This window comes from Ancylobacter sp., from assembly GCF_965249975.1.
In the GTDB taxonomy this organism is placed as follows: domain Bacteria; phylum Pseudomonadota; class Alphaproteobacteria; order Rhizobiales; family Xanthobacteraceae; genus Ancylobacter.
This window is the reverse complement of sequence record NZ_CBDFNE010000004.1, coordinates 684,895-700,220: the sequence shown is the minus strand read 5'-3', so window position 1 is coordinate 700,220 and position 15,326 is coordinate 684,895. Positions and strand designations below refer to the sequence as shown.

Annotated in this window: 15 protein-coding genes and 1 pseudogene; 12 read left to right on the top strand and 4 right to left on the bottom strand. The window is 68.1% G+C overall.

Annotated features, from left to right (window positions below):
• Positions 1-53: 53 nt before the first annotated feature.
• Positions 54-742: pseudogene (locus tag ACP2AH_RS07860) on the top strand (IS5 family transposase); the annotation flags it as partial.
• A 77-nt stretch (positions 743-819) separates the two neighbouring features.
• Here the strand turns inward: ACP2AH_RS07860 and ubiG are convergent.
• Positions 820-1,569: a bifunctional 2-polyprenyl-6-hydroxyphenol methylase/3-demethylubiquinol 3-O-methyltransferase UbiG gene (ubiG, locus tag ACP2AH_RS07855; protein ID WP_425105280.1), complete on the bottom strand. Its 750-nt coding sequence runs from the start codon at positions 1,567-1,569 to the stop codon at positions 820-822.
• A 159-nt stretch (positions 1,570-1,728) separates the two neighbouring features.
• Here ubiG and ACP2AH_RS07850 point away from each other — a divergent pair, with 159 nt between their 5' ends.
• The 5 genes from ACP2AH_RS07850 to ACP2AH_RS07830 all read left to right on the top strand — a co-directional run bounded on the left by ACP2AH_RS07850 (position 1,729) and on the right by ACP2AH_RS07830 (position 8,994).
• On the top strand, positions 1,729-2,979 hold the full coding sequence (locus ACP2AH_RS07850) for an aspartate kinase (protein WP_244375178.1): 1,251 nt from the start codon (positions 1,729-1,731) through the stop codon (positions 2,977-2,979).
• Positions 2,980-3,060: 81 nt separating this feature from the next.
• Entirely contained in the window at positions 3,061-5,328 is a 2,268-nt protein-coding gene (gene ptsP / locus ACP2AH_RS07845) for a phosphoenolpyruvate--protein phosphotransferase (protein ID WP_425105279.1), read from the top strand.
• Between the two features lie 10 nt (positions 5,329-5,338).
• On the top strand, positions 5,339-6,436 hold the full coding sequence (prfA, locus tag ACP2AH_RS07840; RefSeq protein ID WP_425105278.1) for a peptide chain release factor 1: 1,098 nt from the start codon (positions 5,339-5,341) through the stop codon (positions 6,434-6,436).
• Complete coding sequence (gene prmC / locus ACP2AH_RS07835) at positions 6,433-7,284, top strand: peptide chain release factor N(5)-glutamine methyltransferase (protein WP_425105277.1); 852 nt, start codon at positions 6,433-6,435, stop codon at positions 7,282-7,284. The genes prfA and prmC overlap by 4 nt, the downstream gene beginning before the upstream one ends.
• Positions 7,285-7,872: 588 nt before the next feature.
• Positions 7,873-8,994, top strand: a complete 1,122-nt coding sequence (locus ACP2AH_RS07830) for a DUF4167 domain-containing protein (RefSeq protein ID WP_425105276.1) — start codon at positions 7,873-7,875, stop codon at positions 8,992-8,994.
• A 79-nt stretch (positions 8,995-9,073) separates the two neighbouring features.
• Here the strand turns inward: ACP2AH_RS07830 and ACP2AH_RS07825 are convergent, their stop codons facing one another.
• Positions 9,074-9,907 carry an MOSC domain-containing protein gene (locus tag ACP2AH_RS07825; protein WP_425105275.1) on the bottom strand — a complete coding sequence of 278 codons (834 nt, stop codon included), beginning with the start codon at positions 9,905-9,907 and terminating at the stop codon, positions 9,074-9,076.
• Positions 9,908-10,059: 152 nt separating this feature from the next.
• On the opposite strand from ACP2AH_RS07825, the gene thpR reads away from it, so the two are divergent.
• From thpR to ACP2AH_RS07800, 5 genes are all read left to right on the top strand, one after another.
• Positions 10,060-10,593: an RNA 2',3'-cyclic phosphodiesterase gene (gene thpR / locus ACP2AH_RS07820; RefSeq protein WP_244375172.1), complete on the top strand. Its 534-nt coding sequence runs from the start codon at positions 10,060-10,062 to the stop codon at positions 10,591-10,593.
• Between the two features lie 79 nt (positions 10,594-10,672).
• On the top strand, positions 10,673-11,086 hold the full coding sequence (locus ACP2AH_RS07815; protein WP_425105274.1) for a YkvA family protein: 414 nt from the start codon (positions 10,673-10,675) through the stop codon (positions 11,084-11,086).
• A 215-nt stretch (positions 11,087-11,301) separates the two neighbouring features.
• Complete coding sequence (locus ACP2AH_RS07810) at positions 11,302-11,820, top strand: invasion associated locus B family protein (RefSeq protein ID WP_421699934.1); 519 nt, start codon at positions 11,302-11,304, stop codon at positions 11,818-11,820.
• Positions 11,821-11,899: 79 nt separating this feature from the next.
• Complete coding sequence (gloB, locus tag ACP2AH_RS07805) at positions 11,900-12,673, top strand: hydroxyacylglutathione hydrolase (protein WP_425105273.1); 774 nt, start codon at positions 11,900-11,902, stop codon at positions 12,671-12,673.
• Between the two features lie 3 nt (positions 12,674-12,676).
• The gene (locus ACP2AH_RS07800) at positions 12,677-13,117 is read left to right on the top strand and encodes a cupin domain-containing protein (protein ID WP_425105272.1); all 441 of its coding nucleotides are present in this window, start codon (positions 12,677-12,679) and stop codon (positions 13,115-13,117) included.
• A gap of 7 nt (positions 13,118-13,124) precedes the next feature.
• Here ACP2AH_RS07800 and ACP2AH_RS07795 read toward each other — a convergent pair whose 3' ends face one another.
• Positions 13,125-14,027, bottom strand: coding sequence for a DMT family transporter (locus tag ACP2AH_RS07795; RefSeq protein WP_425105271.1), 903 nt, complete (start codon positions 14,025-14,027; stop codon positions 13,125-13,127).
• Between ACP2AH_RS07795 and ACP2AH_RS07790 the strand changes: the two genes are divergently transcribed.
• Complete coding sequence (locus ACP2AH_RS07790) at positions 14,026-14,445, top strand: PepSY domain-containing protein (protein WP_425105270.1); 420 nt, start codon at positions 14,026-14,028, stop codon at positions 14,443-14,445. The two genes, ACP2AH_RS07795 and ACP2AH_RS07790, sit on opposite strands and share 2 nt — an antisense overlap.
• Before the next feature lie 42 nt (positions 14,446-14,487).
• Here the strand turns inward: ACP2AH_RS07790 and phbB are convergent, their stop codons facing one another.
• The gene (gene phbB / locus ACP2AH_RS07785; RefSeq protein WP_425105269.1) at positions 14,488-15,210 is read right to left on the bottom strand and encodes an acetoacetyl-CoA reductase; all 723 of its coding nucleotides are present in this window, start codon (positions 15,208-15,210) and stop codon (positions 14,488-14,490) included.
• Positions 15,211-15,326 lie beyond the last annotated feature (116 nt).

The following is a 15,326-nucleotide window of genomic DNA, read 5'->3' as shown; positions in this document are numbered from 1 at the left end:
GATTCCCTGCGGGCTGGTGTTCTGATTCACTTATCTCAGCCTTGGAGGTTGAGATGGCCCGCTTTGATCTGACGGATTTCGAGTGGTCGGTGATCGAGCCGCTTCTGCCGACGAAGGTGCGTGGGGTCGCGCGGGTAGATGACCGGCGCGTTCTGAATGGCATTTTCTGGCGCCTGCGCACTGGGGCGCCTTGGGCCGATATCCCGGCGCGCTATGGCCCGCATACGACGTGCGTCAACCGCTTCAACCGATGGCGCAAGGCGGGCCATTGGGCGCGCATTCTGCAAGCCGTCTCAGCCGCTTACGATGGCGATATCCAGATGATCGACGCCTCGTCGATCCGCGTTCACCAGCATGCCGCCAACGGCCAAAAAAAGATGGGCGATCCCGTTGCATGGGTCGCTCGCGTGGCGGCCTGACCACCAAGATCCACGCCCTTGTCGATGCTGAAGGCCGACCGATCCGCCTCAAGCTGACCGAAGGCCAGGCTCACGACGGGCGCTCGGCCGCCGACATGCTGGGCACGCTCGAGCCGGGAAACATCCTTCTCGCCGATAGGGCTTACGACAGCGACGCCTTGCGCAAAGAGATGAACCGGCGCGGAGCATGGGCCAATGTCCGCGCCATGCCCAACAGGGTCAAAACCTTCGCCTTCAGCGCCTGGGTCTACCGCCAACGCAACGCCGTCGAGCGGTTCTTCAACAAACTCAAACATTTCAGGGCCGTCGCCACCCGCTACGACAAGCGAGATGACAACTTTCTCGCGTCAGTCCAACTCGCTTCAATCCGCATATGGCTGCGAAGTTATGAGTCGGTCACCTAGGACGCGGCGGGGCGCTCCGCCAGCATCATGTAGTTGACGGAAAGATCGCCGGACCGGCGCCACTCATCCGCCAGGGGGTTGAACACAACGCCCTCGCGCTCGAGCACCCGCAGGCCGCCCGCTTCTAGCGACGCCTGCAATTCCTCCGGCGTGACGAAGCGCTGCCAGTCATGGGTGCCCTTGGGAAGCCAGCCCAGCACATATTCGGCGCCGACAATGGCGAGGGCGAAGGCGCGCTTGGTGCGGTTCAGCGTCGCCGCGACCATGAGCCCGCCCGGCTTTACCATCTCGCTTGCGCGGGCGAGGAACAGGTCGACATCGGCGACATGCTCCACCACCTCCATCGCCATCACCACGTCGAATCGCTCGCCCGCATCGGCGAGCGCCTCGGCCGTGGTGGCGCGGTAATCGACGGGAACGCCGCTTTCCTCCGCATGCAGCGCGGCGATGCGGACATTGCGCTCAGCGGGATCGATGCCGGTGACATCGGCGCCCATGCGCGCCAGCGGCTCGCTCAGCAGCCCGCCACCGCAGCCGATATCGAGCAGGCGCAGCCCTTCCAGCGGGCGGATGGCGCGCGGATCGCGGCCGAAATGCGCGGTGATCGTCTCGCGCAAATAGGCGAGCCGGACGGGATTGAACTTGTGCAGCACCCGCATCTTGCCGCGCGGATTCCACCATTCGGCGGCCAGCGCGGCGAAGCGCTCGACTTCACGGGGATCGACGGTGGTGGCGGTTGCGGTCATCGGCGCCTCATCTTCGCCCGGCCGTGCCGAGAGGGATTCCAAGCTCGCGCGCTGCCGTTGCGGGCGCGGCGCGAGGTGGATATGTATACGCGCCTTTTGGGCCGGGAGCCCACCTCCTCCCGCCCGGCCCCACAGAAGAACACGGTACGGTTTCCCGCAATGGCACGTCTGGTGATGAAGTTCGGCGGCACCTCGGTCGCCAACATTGAGCGCATTCGCATCGTTGCGCGGCACGTCAAACGGGAAGTGGAGGCCGGCCATCAGGTTGCCGTCGTCGTCTCGGCCATGTCCGGCAAGACCAATGAGCTGGTCGCCTGGTGCCGCGAGGCCGCCGTGCTGCACGACGCGCGCGAATATGACGCCATCGTCGCCTCGGGCGAACAGGTGACCTCCGGCCTGCTGGCCATCGTGCTGCAGGACATGGGCATTCCGGCCCGCTCCTGGCTCGGCTGGCAACTGCCCATCTCGACCGACGACGCCCATGGCGCCGCCCGCATCCTCGACGTGAACGGCGAGGAGATCATCAACCGCTTCGCGCAGGGTGAGGTCGCGGTCATCGCCGGCTTCCAGGGCATCCACCTGCCGACCGGTCGCCTCACCACGCTCGGGCGCGGCGGCTCGGACACCAGCGCCGTGGCGGTCGCCGCCGGCATCAAGGCCGACCGCTGCGATATCTACACGGACGTCGACGGCGTCTACACCACCGATCCGCGCATCGTGCCGAAGGCGCGGCGGCTGGAGAAGGTGGCCTTCGAGGAAATGCTGGAAATGGCGTCGCTCGGCGCCAAGGTGCTTCAGGTGCGCTCGGTCGAGCTCGCCATGGTACACAAGGTGCGCACCTTCGTGCGCTCCAGCTTCACCGATCCGGACGCCCCGGAACTCAAGACCGCCGGCGACCCGCCCGGCACCCTGATTTGCGACGAGGAGGAAATCGTGGAGAGTGAAGTCGTCACCGGCATCGCCTTCGCCCGGGACGAAGCCCAGGTCAGCATTCGCCATGTGCCGGACCAGCCCGGCATCGCGGCCAATGTGTTCGTGCCGCTCGCGGACGCGAACATCAATGTCGACATGATCGTCCAGAACATCTCGGCCGAGGGCTTCACCGACATCACCTTCACCGTGCCGAGCACCGACTTTGAGCGCGCCAAGGCGGCCCTTGCCGTGGTGCGCGACCAGATCGGCTTCCAGAGCATCGAGGGCGCCACCGACGTGGTGAAGGTCTCGATCATCGGTATCGGCATGCGCAGCCATGCGGGCGTCGCGGCACGGGCCTTCAAGGCGCTTTCCGAGCGCGGAATCAACATCCGCGCCATCTCCACCTCCGAGATCAAGATCTCGGTGCTGATCGACGCCGCCTATACCGAGCTTGCCGTGCGAACGCTGCATTCGGTATACGGGCTAGACGCCTGAAGTCAGGCAACGGCGCGGCGCGAGTCGCGCCGTCTTAAGTGACGCTCCGGGATAGCGGCTCCCGGAAACCGAGGACGGCCCATGCGTGGCGCGCTCGGCGGCCCGCGCGTGCTTTTGAGGCGTCTCCGCGAGGTCATGGCGGAGCCGGTGAGCGCGCAGGACCGCCTCGACAAGATCGTGGTACTGATCGCGGCCAACATGGTGGCCGAGGTGTGCTCGGTCTATGTGCTGCGCGTCGACGGCACGCTCGAACTCTACGCCACCGAAGGCCTCAACCGCACCGCCGTGCATCTCACGGTGATGCGGATCGACGAGGGCCTCGTCGGCACGGTGGCCCGCGAGGCCGAGCCGATCAGCCTTTCCAATGCCCAGGCCCACCCGGCCTTCTCCTACCGGCCGGAAACGGGCGAAGAAATCTACCACTCCTTCCTTGGCGTGCCGATCCTGCGCGCCGGCAACACGCTCGGCGTGCTGGTGGTGCAGAACCGTGCCCACCGCTCCTACACCGAGGAGGAGATCGAGGCGCTGCAGACCACGGCCATGGTGCTGGCCGAGATCATCGCCTCGGGCGAGCTCACCGCCATGGCGCTGCCCGGCGCCGAACCGGCGGCCCGCCGGCCGCTGCACCTCAAAGGCCTCGCCCTGTCGGAAGGCATCGGCCTCGGCCATGTGGTGCTGCACGAGCCGCGCATCGAGGTCACCAAAGTCATCGCCGACGACCTGCCCGGCGAATTGAAGCGGCTCGACGGCGCGGTCGAGACACTGCGCGCCTCCATCGACACCATGCTGGAGGATGAGGGCGTCGCCCGCGTTGGCGAGCACCGTGAAATCCTCGAAGCCTACCGCATGTTCGCCCATGACCGCGGCTGGATCGGCCGCATGCGTGAAGCGGTCATGACCGGCCTCACCGCCGAGGGCGCGGTGGAGCGCGTGCAGTCCGACACCCGCGCCCGCATGCTGCGCATGACGGACCCCTATCTGCGCGAGCGGATGCACGATCTCGACGATCTCGCCAATCGGCTGCTGCGCCAGCTCACCGGCCGGGCGGCGGGTTCCGAGCACACCAAGCTGCCGGACAATGCCGTCATCGTCGCCCGCAATATGAGCCCGGCGGCGCTGCTCGACTATGACCGCACGCGCATTCGCGGCCTGGTGCTGGAAGAAGGCGCGGCGACCAGCCACCTCACCATCGTGGCGCGGGCGCTCGGCATCGCCGCCGTCGGCCATATGGAGAACGTCGTCGGGCAGGTCGATGCCGGCGACGCGGTGATCGTCGACGGCGTCTCGGGCGAGGTACATATCCGTCCGCCTGCCGATGTCGAGAACGCCTACGTCGACAAGGTGCGCTTCCGGGCCAAGCGGCTGGAGCGCTACGCCGCCCTGCGCGACGTGCCGACCGTCACCAAGGACGGCACGCCGATCGAACTGCACCTCAATGCCGGCCTGCTGGTCGACCTGCCGCACATCGCCGAGACCGGCGCCACCGGCATCGGCCTGTTCCGCACCGAACTGCAGTTCATGATCGCCTCGGCCTTTCCGCGCACCAATGAGCAGCTGAAGCTCTACCGCTCGGTGCTGGACGCGGCGGGAGAACGGCCCGTGGTGTTCCGCACCCTCGACATCGGCGGCGACAAGGTGCTGCCCTATATGCGGGCCATCGAGGAAGAGAACCCGGCGCTGGGCTGGCGGGCGATCCGCCTCGGCCTCGACCGGCCCGGCCTGCTCCGCAGCCAGATCCGTGCGCTATTGCGTGCCGCCACGGGGCGCGAGCTGCGCCTCATCTTCCCCATGGTGTCGGCGGTGGAGGAATATGACCGCGCCCACCACATCGTCGAGCGCGAACTCACCCATCTGCGCCGGCACGGCCACGGCCTGCCCGAGCGGGTGCTGGTGGGGGTGATGCTGGAAGTGCCGGCGCTGCTGTTCCAGCTCGACCAGCTGTTCAGCCGGGTGGACTTCGCCTCGGTGGGCTCCAACGACCTCGTGCAGTTCCTCTATGCCGCCGATCGCGGCAATGCCCGCGTCGCCGATCGCTTCGACCCGCTCGCCCCCTCGGCATTGCGGGCGCTCAAGCTGATCATCGACAAGGCGGCGGAATACGGCAAGCCGGTCACGCTGTGCGGCGAATTGGCCTCGCGCCCGCTGGAGGCGCTGGCGCTCGCCGCCATTGGCTACCGCAAACTGTCTGTTTCCCCGGCCTCCTATGGCCCGGTCAAGGCGATGCTGCTCGAACTCGACCTGCCCGCCGCCTCCGCCTTTGTCGAACCGCTGCTCGGCACGCGCGGCGAGGTAGCGTCGCTGCGCCCGCAGCTCGCCGCCTTCGCCGAGAAGGCCGGCCTGCCGCTGTGAGTGCCGCCGCGTGACCGCCCTGCCCGATGCCCGCCTCGACCAGCTCCTCGCGCGCCACGCCGAGATCGAGCACGCCCTCTCCGCCAGCCCGGAGGCGGAAACCTATGTGCGCCTCTCACGCGAATTCGCCGACCTCTCGCCGCTGGTCGAGAGCGTGAAGGCGCTGCGCCGCGCCGAGCGTCAGCTCATCGAGGCGCGCAGCCTCGCCACTGAGGCGGCGGGCGACCGCGAGATGGCGGCGATGGCGCAGGAAGAAGCGGAAGCGCTGGAGGAGGAGGTCGAGACCCTCTCCCACGCGGTGCGTCTCGCTCTGCTGCCCAAGGACGCGATGGACGAGCGCGGCGTCATTCTGGAAGTGCGCGCCGGCACCGGCGGCGACGAGGCCGCGCTGTTCGCCGGCGACCTTTTTCGCATGTATGAGCGCTTCGCCGGCCTCAATGGCTGGTCGGTCGAGGTGCTGTCGATGACCGAGGGCACGGCCGGCGGCTTCAAGGAAATCGTCGCCGGCCTGCACGGCTCCGGCGCCTATGCCAAGCTGAAATTCGAATCGGGCGTCCACCGCGTGCAGCGCGTGCCGGACACCGAGGCCTCCGGGCGCATCCACACCTCCGCCGCCACCGTCGCGGTGCTGCCGGAAGTGGAGGATGTCGATATCGAGATCAACGAATCCGACCTGCGCATCGATGTGTTCCGCGCTTCCGGTGCCGGCGGCCAGCACGTCAACAAGACCGAGAGCGCGGTGCGCATCACCCACATTCCCACCGGCACCGTCGTCGCGGTGCAGGACGAGCGCTCGCAGCACAAGAACAAGGCGCGCGCCATGGGCATGCTGCGGGCGAGGATCTATGAGGCGGAGCGCGAGAAGCGCGACAGCGCCCGCGCCAGCGAGCGCAAGGTGCAGGTCGGCTCCGGCGACCGCTCCGAGCGTATCCGCACCTATAATTTCCCGCAGGGGCGCGTCACCGATCACCGCATCGGCCTCACCCTCCACAAGCTGCCGGAAATCCTCGCCGGCGACGCGCTGGGCGAACTCGTCGACGCGCTGACGACCGAATATCAGGCCGCTCTGCTGGCGGAAGCCGAAAGCGCCGGCTGGGGCGATCGGTGACCACGCGCACGGCCCTTCTGCGCGCCTTTGCCGCAGCCTTCGCCGAATGCGGCATGGAGGCGCCCGAGCGCGAGGCCCGCGCCCTGCTGCGTGGCGGCCTCGGCCTCAGCGATCTCGACCTCGTGACACGGGGGGAACAGGAAGTCGCGCAAGAGGATGCGACCCGTCTTCGCGCTCTCGCGGAACGCCGCGCTCGGGGCGAACCGCTGGCCCGGCTGACCGGACGGCGCGAGTTCTGGAGCCTCGACTTCGCCCTCAGCCCTGAAACGCTGGTACCGCGCCCGGAGACGGAAACGCTGGTGGAGGCGGCGCTGTCGCTGTTTCCAGACCGTTCCGCCCCGCTGCGCCTTCTCGATCTCGGCACGGGCACCGGCGCCCTGATCGCCGCACTGCTGAGCGAGTATCCCGCCGCTTTCGGCGTGGGCGTCGACCTCGCGCCGGGCGCCGCCCGGCAGACGCGCGCAAACCTTGCGACGCTTGGATTTGCCACGCGCGCGGCGGTGCTGGTGGGGCACTGGGGGGAGGCGCTCACCGGCGGCTTCGATCTCGTGGTCTCCAATCCGCCATACATTCCCAGCACCGATATTCCGGCGCTGCAGCGGGAGGTTCGGGCGCACGACCCGCTTCTCGCGCTCGATGGCGGGCCGCAGGGGCTTGATGCCTACCGCGCCCTCGCAGAGGCGCTGCCCGGCCTCCTCGTGGCGGGCGGCTACGCGGTGCTGGAACTGGGCATCGGGCAGGAGCGCCAGGTGGCAGGGCTGCTGACCGCCGCCGGCCTCAGCGTCGAGGGCCCGGCACGCGCCGATCTCGCCGGAATCGCCCGCGCGATGATCGCCCGAAAGGCTTGATCGCGTGGAAGCGCCACAAAAAAGGGCTTGGAACACGATACCGAACCGATTAGTGTCTTCCGCAGGAATCGTCCTGAGACATCAACTGCCTCTTGGTGACTGGAACGCCGGCCGCTCATTTGTTCGGGTAGCTGTGCTCGTCGCTGGCAGTGGCGTTCAGCGCTTTGCGAAGAGCCTGGATGCGACCTGTTTCATTAAGGGGCGAACGCTCCAAGAGTTTATCGGCGTGGCTTCGGTTGCGCGATGAAACATGGGGTCGGCCGCAGCGCATCCGTGCGCGCGCCGGGTCTGGGCCGGAGAAATGCGGTTCGGACGGAGCGTTGTCGGCATGGCCGGCGACGATGCATCGTCGAGATGCGCTCCCATGGAAGAAGCCCGATGGTCGAGGTCGACCTGCGGCATGACTGGAGCCCCGCTGGGGTCCCGGCCTGCGGCAGCTTTTCCCCGGCTGACGGCGAGATTTGCCGCCGTGCCGTGACGATGGTTGAAGCCGAAGCAACGGCACAGCGGACACCGTGTGATTGACCCGCCCGTGTGGCACCGAACGGCACTGCCGTCCGGCTTTGTGGGGCACCAGAGACCAGCTCGATGCGAAATAACAATCAGCAGAAGCGTACGCGCGGCCGCAACAACGGCAATCGGCGCAGCCAGAATCCGCTTACCCGCGTTTATGAGTCGAACGGCCCGGACGTGAAGGTGCGCGGCACGGCCCAGCACGTCGTCGAGAAGTACCAGCAGCTCGCCCGCGACGCACAGGCCTCCGGCGATCACGTGGCGGCCGAGAATTATCTGCAGCACGCCGAGCACTATTACCGCATCATCGCCGCCGCACAGGCGCAGTTCGGGGTGCAGGGCCAGCCCTATCAGCGCAACGACGACGACGATTTCGACGACGAGTTGGACGAGGGCGGCGCGGAGCCGCCGCAGGCCTATCAGGTTCGCGAGCCGCAGGCGCCGCGCGAGAACGGCTACCGCGAGAATGGGAACCGCGAAGGCGGCCCGCGTGAGGGCCAGCGCGATTTCCCGCGTGACCGCGACAATCGGCGCGACAATCGCGAGCGCGGCGCCGACCGCTATCAGGACCGGAACCAGGATCGCAATCAGGACCGCGGCCAGGATCGGAACCAGGACCGGAACCAGGAACGCCACGCCGAGCGCGGGCAGGATCGCGACCGGGGCGACCGGCCGGAGCGCAATGAGGGCCGCGAGGGCCGCTGGTCGCGCGACAACCGCCCCTACCGCGACAACCGCGCGCCCCGCGAGGGTGGCGAAGGCGGCTATCGCGACCCCGCCCAGCAGCCGCAGCCGCGCCTCGGGCCGGATGTGGAAGCCGAGATCGGCCTGCCGGCCTTCATCACCCAGAGCGGCGGCGCCGCCCCGGTGACCCCAGCCGCACCGCGCCGGAACGAGGCGCCAGCGGAAGCAACGGAGGCCAAGGCCACCGAAGCCCCGATCCCGGCCGCCGTGCCCGTTTCTCAGCCGGCGGCAGAGCCTGCGCCCGCAGAGGCGGCTGCCCCGGCGGTCCCCGCTCCGAAGGCGCCCGGCCGCAGCCGCGCCGCCAAGGCGGCCGCCGTGCCGACGCCCGAGGAAGCCCCAGCGGAGGATGGCGAGGCCCGTGCGCCGCGCACCCGCCGCCGCCGCTACCGCCGGGCCGATGCGGAGGGTGAAGGCGAAGGCGCCGAGACCGCCCCGGCGGAAGTCGCCGAGTGAGTTGACCGACATGAAAAGGCCCGGCATGCGCCGGGCCTTTTTCGTTGTGGGAGGTGGTTTTTGCGGCGCCGAGAGGCGTTCAGACGGTGATCCGGACGGAATCGCCCTCGGCGATGAGCCCACCCTGCTTGATCTCGGCGAAGATGCCGCAATCGGTATGGCCAAAGGTCCTCATCAGCGTTCCCGGCACGTCCATGTCGCGCTTGGCCGTCGCCGGGTCGACATTGGTCGCGGCGCAGCGGAAAATGCGCTGGGTGATCTTGAGCCGCACCTGGCTGCCGACTTCGATGGTGTGGCCGACGAGGTCAAACTCCTCCCACGGCTCCATGCCGTCGAGATAGAGATTGCCGCGGAAGCGGAGCGGGTCCACCGGCCGGCCGATGATCTCGCCCAGCGCCCGGCAGCTCGCCAGATTGATCAGCGAGACATAGCCCTCGGTCGTGTCGACGAAGCGGAAGGCCGGCGGCGCCGCCAGCACGCGCGGCGCCCCGCGCAACTCGTAGCGCGAATAGCGCTGGAAGAACGCCTCTATCGCCTCCCGCCCTTCCGCCGTGTCGAGCCGGCCGCGCACCACCTCGTCGCCGTCGAGGCGGATGACCAGTTCCGCCGCCGCGTCGTCATAGCGGGCCTCGAGCGCGGCGAGCCGCTCATTGCGCATGAGCATCAGGAACTTGATCTTGGGCTGAAAGGCCGGCGCCTCCGGGATGAAGCCGGAAGGGCCGTTCTCGATGGCGTAGAGCCGATCGCCGGGAAAGTACCCGCCCGCCTCAAGCTCGACCAGGTCGAGCCGCTCCGGCGTCAGCCCCTTCACGGGGTAACGGTAGAGCGACTGGATGCTGGCGAAGCTGAGAGACTTCGGCGCCTCATCAGCCGCAGTGAAAAGGTCGGCGTCGTCGGTCGATTCGCTCATCATGCCTCACCATATCGGCTCCGGGCGCCCACGTCAGCCGCAGCGGGCGACTCCGGCGGCCCGTGTTTTGCCTGTCGCAATTTTAGCTTTTCCTCGGGTTACGAATCCGTCTCAATGGATGGCGGGTTCCCTGCCGAAACCACCAGGAGGGGGTCATGCCGCGGCTCTTCACCGCCCTCGAAATTCCGGCCGACATCGCCGAACACCTGTCGATGCTGCGCGGCGGTCTTCCCGGCGCACGTTGGATCAGCCCGGAATATTACCACGTCACGCTGCGCTTCATCGGCGATGTCGACCATGTGGTCGCCCGCGATGCCGCCGCCGCGCTGGATGAGATCGAACGCTTCGGCTTCGATCTCACTTTGTCGGGCGTCGACCAGTTCGGCAATCACAAGCCCCACTCGATCTTCGCCGGCGTGCAGGCCAACCCGGCGCTGAACGAGCTTCAGGCCGAGCACGAGCGGGCGATGAAGCGCATCGGCCTGCCGCCGGAAGGGCGCAATTTCCGCCCGCATGTCACCCTCGCCCGGCTGCGTGACGCCGCGCCCCGGCAGGTGGCGGATTATCTCGCCTTGCGCGGCTATTTCCGCAGCAGCACCTTCGAGGTCTCGCGCTTCGTGCTCTATTCCTCGCGCGATTCCGTCGGCGGCGGACCCTATCGGGTCGAAGCCGCCTATCCGCTGATGTGACGGCGCGCCCGTTGCGAAAGGCAAAGCCGGCAACCATGTCTTGGTTGCTGGCCCAGCCATGGGTCGTCCGGAGACCGAGATGAGCCAAAGAGCCGACCCTGCCCTTGACGCCGACCTTCTCGATGCCGATCCGCTAGGCACCGAACGCGAGGGACTTGCCGGCGCCAGCGCGGCGGACGAGGCCCGGGTGCGCGCGGGCTTCTGGCCGAAGCTCGCGGGCGCGCTTTCGCGCATCCCCTTCGCCGAGGACGCAGCCGCCGCTTATTATTGCGCCTTGGACACTCAGACGCCGACGCGAGTGCGAGCACTGCTGTTCGGCGCGCTCGCCTATTTCCTGCTCCCGACCGATGCGGTGCCGGATGTGTTTGTCGGCCTCGGTTTCACCGACGACGCGGCGGTGCTGGCGACCGCGCTCAATCTGCTCGCCAGCCATATCGGCGCCGATCACCGTGCGGCGGCCAAGAGCGCCCTGGCACGGCTGCGCGCCCGTTGAGGCCTGCCGCGACGCGGCCGGCAGCTATCTTTGCCGCGGGCGCCGCTCCTGCCATCAATTCGCCGCCGCCCTTTCGCCAATTGATCAGCAAAGCCGTCCGATCGGGGTTCCAAGGGTTCACAGCCGCCAACAGCGCGGATATCCCTGAGCCGCTGAGACGGAGAATCACGCGGAGCCGCCGCTGGCGGCCTTTTAGGATACGGAGGATGCAGACCATGGCACGACGCACCGTGCGCGCCGCACTCGCCGGCCTGGCAATGGCATTGATCGGCATCGGCGGCGCCAGTGCCCAGGGTGCGCCAAAGCTCGTCACCCAGTCCGGGGATTGGGGCGTCTATCTCGACACCAGCGGCAGCGGCAAGATCTGCTACGCGCTCTCCCAGCCCAAGACCCGCATGCCGGCGGGGCTGAAGCGCGATCCCGCCTATTTCTTCATCTCCACCCGCACCGCCGAGAATGTGAAGGGCGAGGTCAGCGTGGTCATGGGCTTCGCGCTCAAGGAAGGCACCGACGCCACACTGACCATCGGCACCAATAATTTCGACCTCTACACCCGCGGCACCGGCGCCTGGGTGCGCAACGTCGCGGAAGAGGCGCGGTTGGTGGATGCACTGCGCAAGGGCAAGGACGTGGTGGTGAAGAGCACATCGGTGCGCGGCAACGTCACCACCGACACCTATTCGCTCAGCGGCATCTCGGCGGCCATCGACCGCGCCGCCCAGGAATGCCGCTGACGCGCCATCTGCGCCTGCTAGACTGCCGGCGGCGGCTTCGCGCCCCGCCATTCCCCGAGCGCCCATCTTCGAGGTGATCATGCCTGCCGAACTGCGGCTCATCCCCTGCCTCGCCGACAATTACGCGGTGCTGCTGCGCGACCCCGTGACCGAAGCCACCGCCGTCATCGACGTGCCGGAGGTGGCTCCCGTGCTGGCCGCGCTGGAACGCGAGGACTGGACGCTCACCCATATTCTCGTCACCCACCACCACACCGATCACATCGCCGGCGTCGAGGCGCTGAAAGAGCGCTTCGGCGCGACGGTGATCGGCCCGCGCAAAGAGCGCGATGCGATTCCCGGCCTCGACTTCGCCGTGGTCGACGGCGATCCCGTCGCCGTCGGCGGGCTGGTCGGACGGGTGATGGAGACGCCGGGCCACACCAAGGGGCACATCGTCTTCCTGTTCGAGGAGGAGCGCCTGCTGTTCTCCGGCGACACGCTGTTCGTCATGGGCTGCGGCCGCCCGTTTGAGTGCGATCCGCCGGTGTTGTGGGAATCGCTCGCCCGGCTGCGCACCCTGCCGGACGACATCGCGGTCTATTGTGGGCATGAATACACCCTCGCCAATGCCCGCTTCGCGCTGAGCGTCGACCCCGGCAACGCCGCCATCGCCGCGCGGCTCAAGGAAATCGAGGCGCAGCGCGCCGCCGGCACGCCGACCCTGCCGACCAGCATCGGCGCGGAGAAGGCGACCAATCCCTTCATGCGCGCCGACGATCCCGAACTCGCCGCTCGCATCGGCCTGCCCGGCGCCGAGCCGGGGGCGGTGTTCACCGAGCTGCGCAGCCTGAAGAACAGCTTCCGGGGCTGAGCGATGCGGCTGAACGGGCTTTCCGCCGCCGACATTGTCGCCCATCTCGGCCTTGTCCCCCACCCGGAGGGCGGGCATTACCGCGAGACCTTCCGCGATCCCCAGCTGACGCCGGACGGGCGTTCGGCCTCCACCGCCATCTATTTCCTGCTGGCGGCCGGTGAAGTGTCGCACTGGCACCGGGTGGATGCGGTGGAGGTATGGCACTGGCATGCCGGCGCGGCGCTGGAACTCTCCATCGCGCCGGGCGATGCCGGGCCAGTGGTGCCGCATCGGCTCGGCCCGGGCATTGATGCGGGCGAGGAGCCGCAGCGCATCGTCCCACGCGCCGCCTGGCAATCCGCCCGCAGCCTCGGCGACTGGACGCTGGTTGGCTGCACCGTGGCGCCTGGCTTCCATTTCGCCGGCTTCGAACTGGCCGCGCCCGGCTGGTCGCCGGGCTGAGCCGGGATCAGCGCCGCGCCAGCAGCGTCGCCACCGCCGCGCCGCCGACGATGAGCGCGCAGGCCACGCCCAGCGACCAGCTCAGCGCGGCAAAGCCCGCCAGCACCAGCAGCAGGGTGGAGAGCACCGGCGCCGCATAGGACATGACGCCGAGAAGGCGTATGTCGCCGCGCTTCATGCCGATGTCCCAGGTGTAGAAGGCGATCCCGACCGGGCCGATGCCGAGCGCCACCACCGCCAGCCACTCCCCTGCCCCCGCCGGCCAGACGGACGGCTCGAACAGCGCATGGCAGAGCGCAGAGAGCGCGGCGGTGGCGAGGCAGAACCCGGCCACCACCTCGGTCGGCACGCTGGCGAAGCGGCGCGAGGCGACGGAATAGACCGACCAGATCACCGCGCACAGCGCGGCGGCGAGATAGCCCGGCACATATTCCGGCGCGAAGCCGAAGCCGCCCGCCCGGGCGCCGAGCAGCACCACCGTGCCGGCCAGCCCCATCAACGCGCCGATAATGTGCGCCGGCCGCAGCCTCTCCCCCGGCAGGAAGGCGGACATCAACACGATGAGCAACGGCCAGAGATAGGCGATGAGCCCCGCCTCGGCCGGCGGCGCCAGCTTTAACGCCGAGAAATAGAAGAAATGATAGCCGAACAGGCCACCCACGCCGTGCAGCCACACCGGCCAGGGTTGGCGCAGCACGCCGAGGCCGACGCCGCGCGCCACCGCCGTGACCAGACCGACCATCCCGCCAATGGCGAAAGTGAGGGCGGTCAGCAGGAAGGGCGGCACCGCACCGGTGGACGAGGTCGTCAGCGCCAGCGTCGACCACAAGAGAATGGCGCTGAAGCCAATCAGTGTGGCCATCTGGCGGGAGAGAGGGCGGGCGGGAGCGGAGGGAGCAGAAGAGGGCATGGAAACACCTGTACGGGTGTTCCTTATGACCGGCGCGGCCGCGCACGCCAAGGGGCGTTTTCGGCCTGCCGCCGACCGGGAATCGCGCCGCGCACGGGAACCTGCGGCCCGGGGCCCGATTACCAAACGTCACCTATGTTCCGAGGAGTTCCCCCTGATGATCGTTGGTCGTTCCCTTCTCCCTGCCCTCACCCTTGCCGCGCTCTTCGCCGTGCCGGCGTTTGCCCAGACGCCGGCTCCGACCACCGGCATCGAGGAGGCCCTGCGTATCGCCCGCGACAATGGCGTGGCGCACGTCACCAAGATCGAGCTGGATGATGGCAAGTGGGAAGTGGAAGGGATGAACGCTGCCCAGCGCAAGATCGAGATCGACATCGATCCCGCGACGGGCAAGGTGCTCAAGACCGAAACCCGCTAAAGGGCCTTATGCCGCCCGCCGTCACGGCGGGCGGCATTCGGTTCAGCTGAGCAGTTGCCCGCCATTGGCGGAGAGGGTCGAGCCGGTGATGAAGCCCGCCTCGTCGGCGGCGAGGAACACCACGCAGCGGGCGATTTCCTCCGCCTGGCCGAGCCGGCCGACAGGAATGTTGGCGACGACCTTCGCCAGCACGTCCGGGGGCATGGCGCTTACCATCTCGGTGGCGATATAGCCGGGGCAGATGGCGTTCACAGTGATGCCCTTGCGCGCGACTTCCTGCGCCAGCGCCTTGGTAAAGCCGATTTCGCCGGCCTTGGCGGCGGAATAATTGGTCTGGCCCATCTGGCCCTTCTGGCCGTTGATGGAGGAGATGTTGACGATGCGGCCGAAACCGCGCTCGCGCATGTCCTCGATCACGTTGCGGCACATGTTGAACACAGAGGTCAGATTGGTGTTGAGCACCGCGTGCCAGTTCTCCGGCGACATCTTGTGCAGCATGCCGTCGCGGGTGATGCCGGCATTGTTCACCAGCACCTCGACCGGACCCAGCTTCTCCGCCACCTCGGCAATGCCCGCCTTGCAGGCCTCGAAGTCGGACACGTCCCACTTGAAGGTCGCAATGCCGGTTTCTGCCGTAAACGCTGCCGCCGCTGCGTCATTGCCGGCATAATTGGCAGCGACCGTATAGCCCGCCGCCTTGAGGGCCTTGCCGATGGCCGCGCCGATTCCGCGCGTTCCGCCTGTGACCAATGCAACTCGCGCCATGTCTCCCCCCTCTGGCGTCCCTTTCCCAAGGGAACTCGCGACGGTTGTACGTCGATTTGTGACGGCGGCAAGGCGTTACCTGCCCTGCCGCCGGTTTCGGTTGGAGTCACGGCCGA

Coding starts and splice junctions, on each gene's coding strand:
- ACP2AH_RS07795 (WP_425105271.1), bottom strand. CDS start 14,027: ATGCCCTCTTCTGCTCCCTCCGCTCCCGCCCGCCCTCTCTCCCGCCAG.
- ACP2AH_RS07810 (WP_421699934.1), top strand. CDS start 11,302: ATGGCACGACGCACCGTGCGCGCCGCACTCGCCGGCCTGGCAATGGCA.
- ptsP (WP_425105279.1), top strand. CDS start 3,061: ATGCGTGGCGCGCTCGGCGGCCCGCGCGTGCTTTTGAGGCGTCTCCGC.
- ACP2AH_RS07825 (WP_425105275.1), bottom strand. CDS start 9,907: ATGATGAGCGAATCGACCGACGACGCCGACCTTTTCACTGCGGCTGAT.
- ACP2AH_RS07850 (WP_244375178.1), top strand. CDS start 1,729: ATGGCACGTCTGGTGATGAAGTTCGGCGGCACCTCGGTCGCCAACATT.
- gloB (WP_425105273.1), top strand. CDS start 11,900: ATGCCTGCCGAACTGCGGCTCATCCCCTGCCTCGCCGACAATTACGCG.
- ACP2AH_RS07815 (WP_425105274.1), top strand. CDS start 10,673: ATGAGCCAAAGAGCCGACCCTGCCCTTGACGCCGACCTTCTCGATGCC.
- ACP2AH_RS07800 (WP_425105272.1), top strand. CDS start 12,677: ATGCGGCTGAACGGGCTTTCCGCCGCCGACATTGTCGCCCATCTCGGC.
- phbB (WP_425105269.1), bottom strand. CDS start 15,210: ATGGCGCGAGTTGCATTGGTCACAGGCGGAACGCGCGGAATCGGCGCG.
- ubiG (WP_425105280.1), bottom strand. CDS start 1,569: ATGACCGCAACCGCCACCACCGTCGATCCCCGTGAAGTCGAGCGCTTC.
- ACP2AH_RS07830 (WP_425105276.1), top strand. CDS start 7,873: ATGCGAAATAACAATCAGCAGAAGCGTACGCGCGGCCGCAACAACGGC.
- ACP2AH_RS07790 (WP_425105270.1), top strand. CDS start 14,026: ATGGAAACACCTGTACGGGTGTTCCTTATGACCGGCGCGGCCGCGCAC.
- thpR (WP_244375172.1), top strand. CDS start 10,060: ATGCCGCGGCTCTTCACCGCCCTCGAAATTCCGGCCGACATCGCCGAA.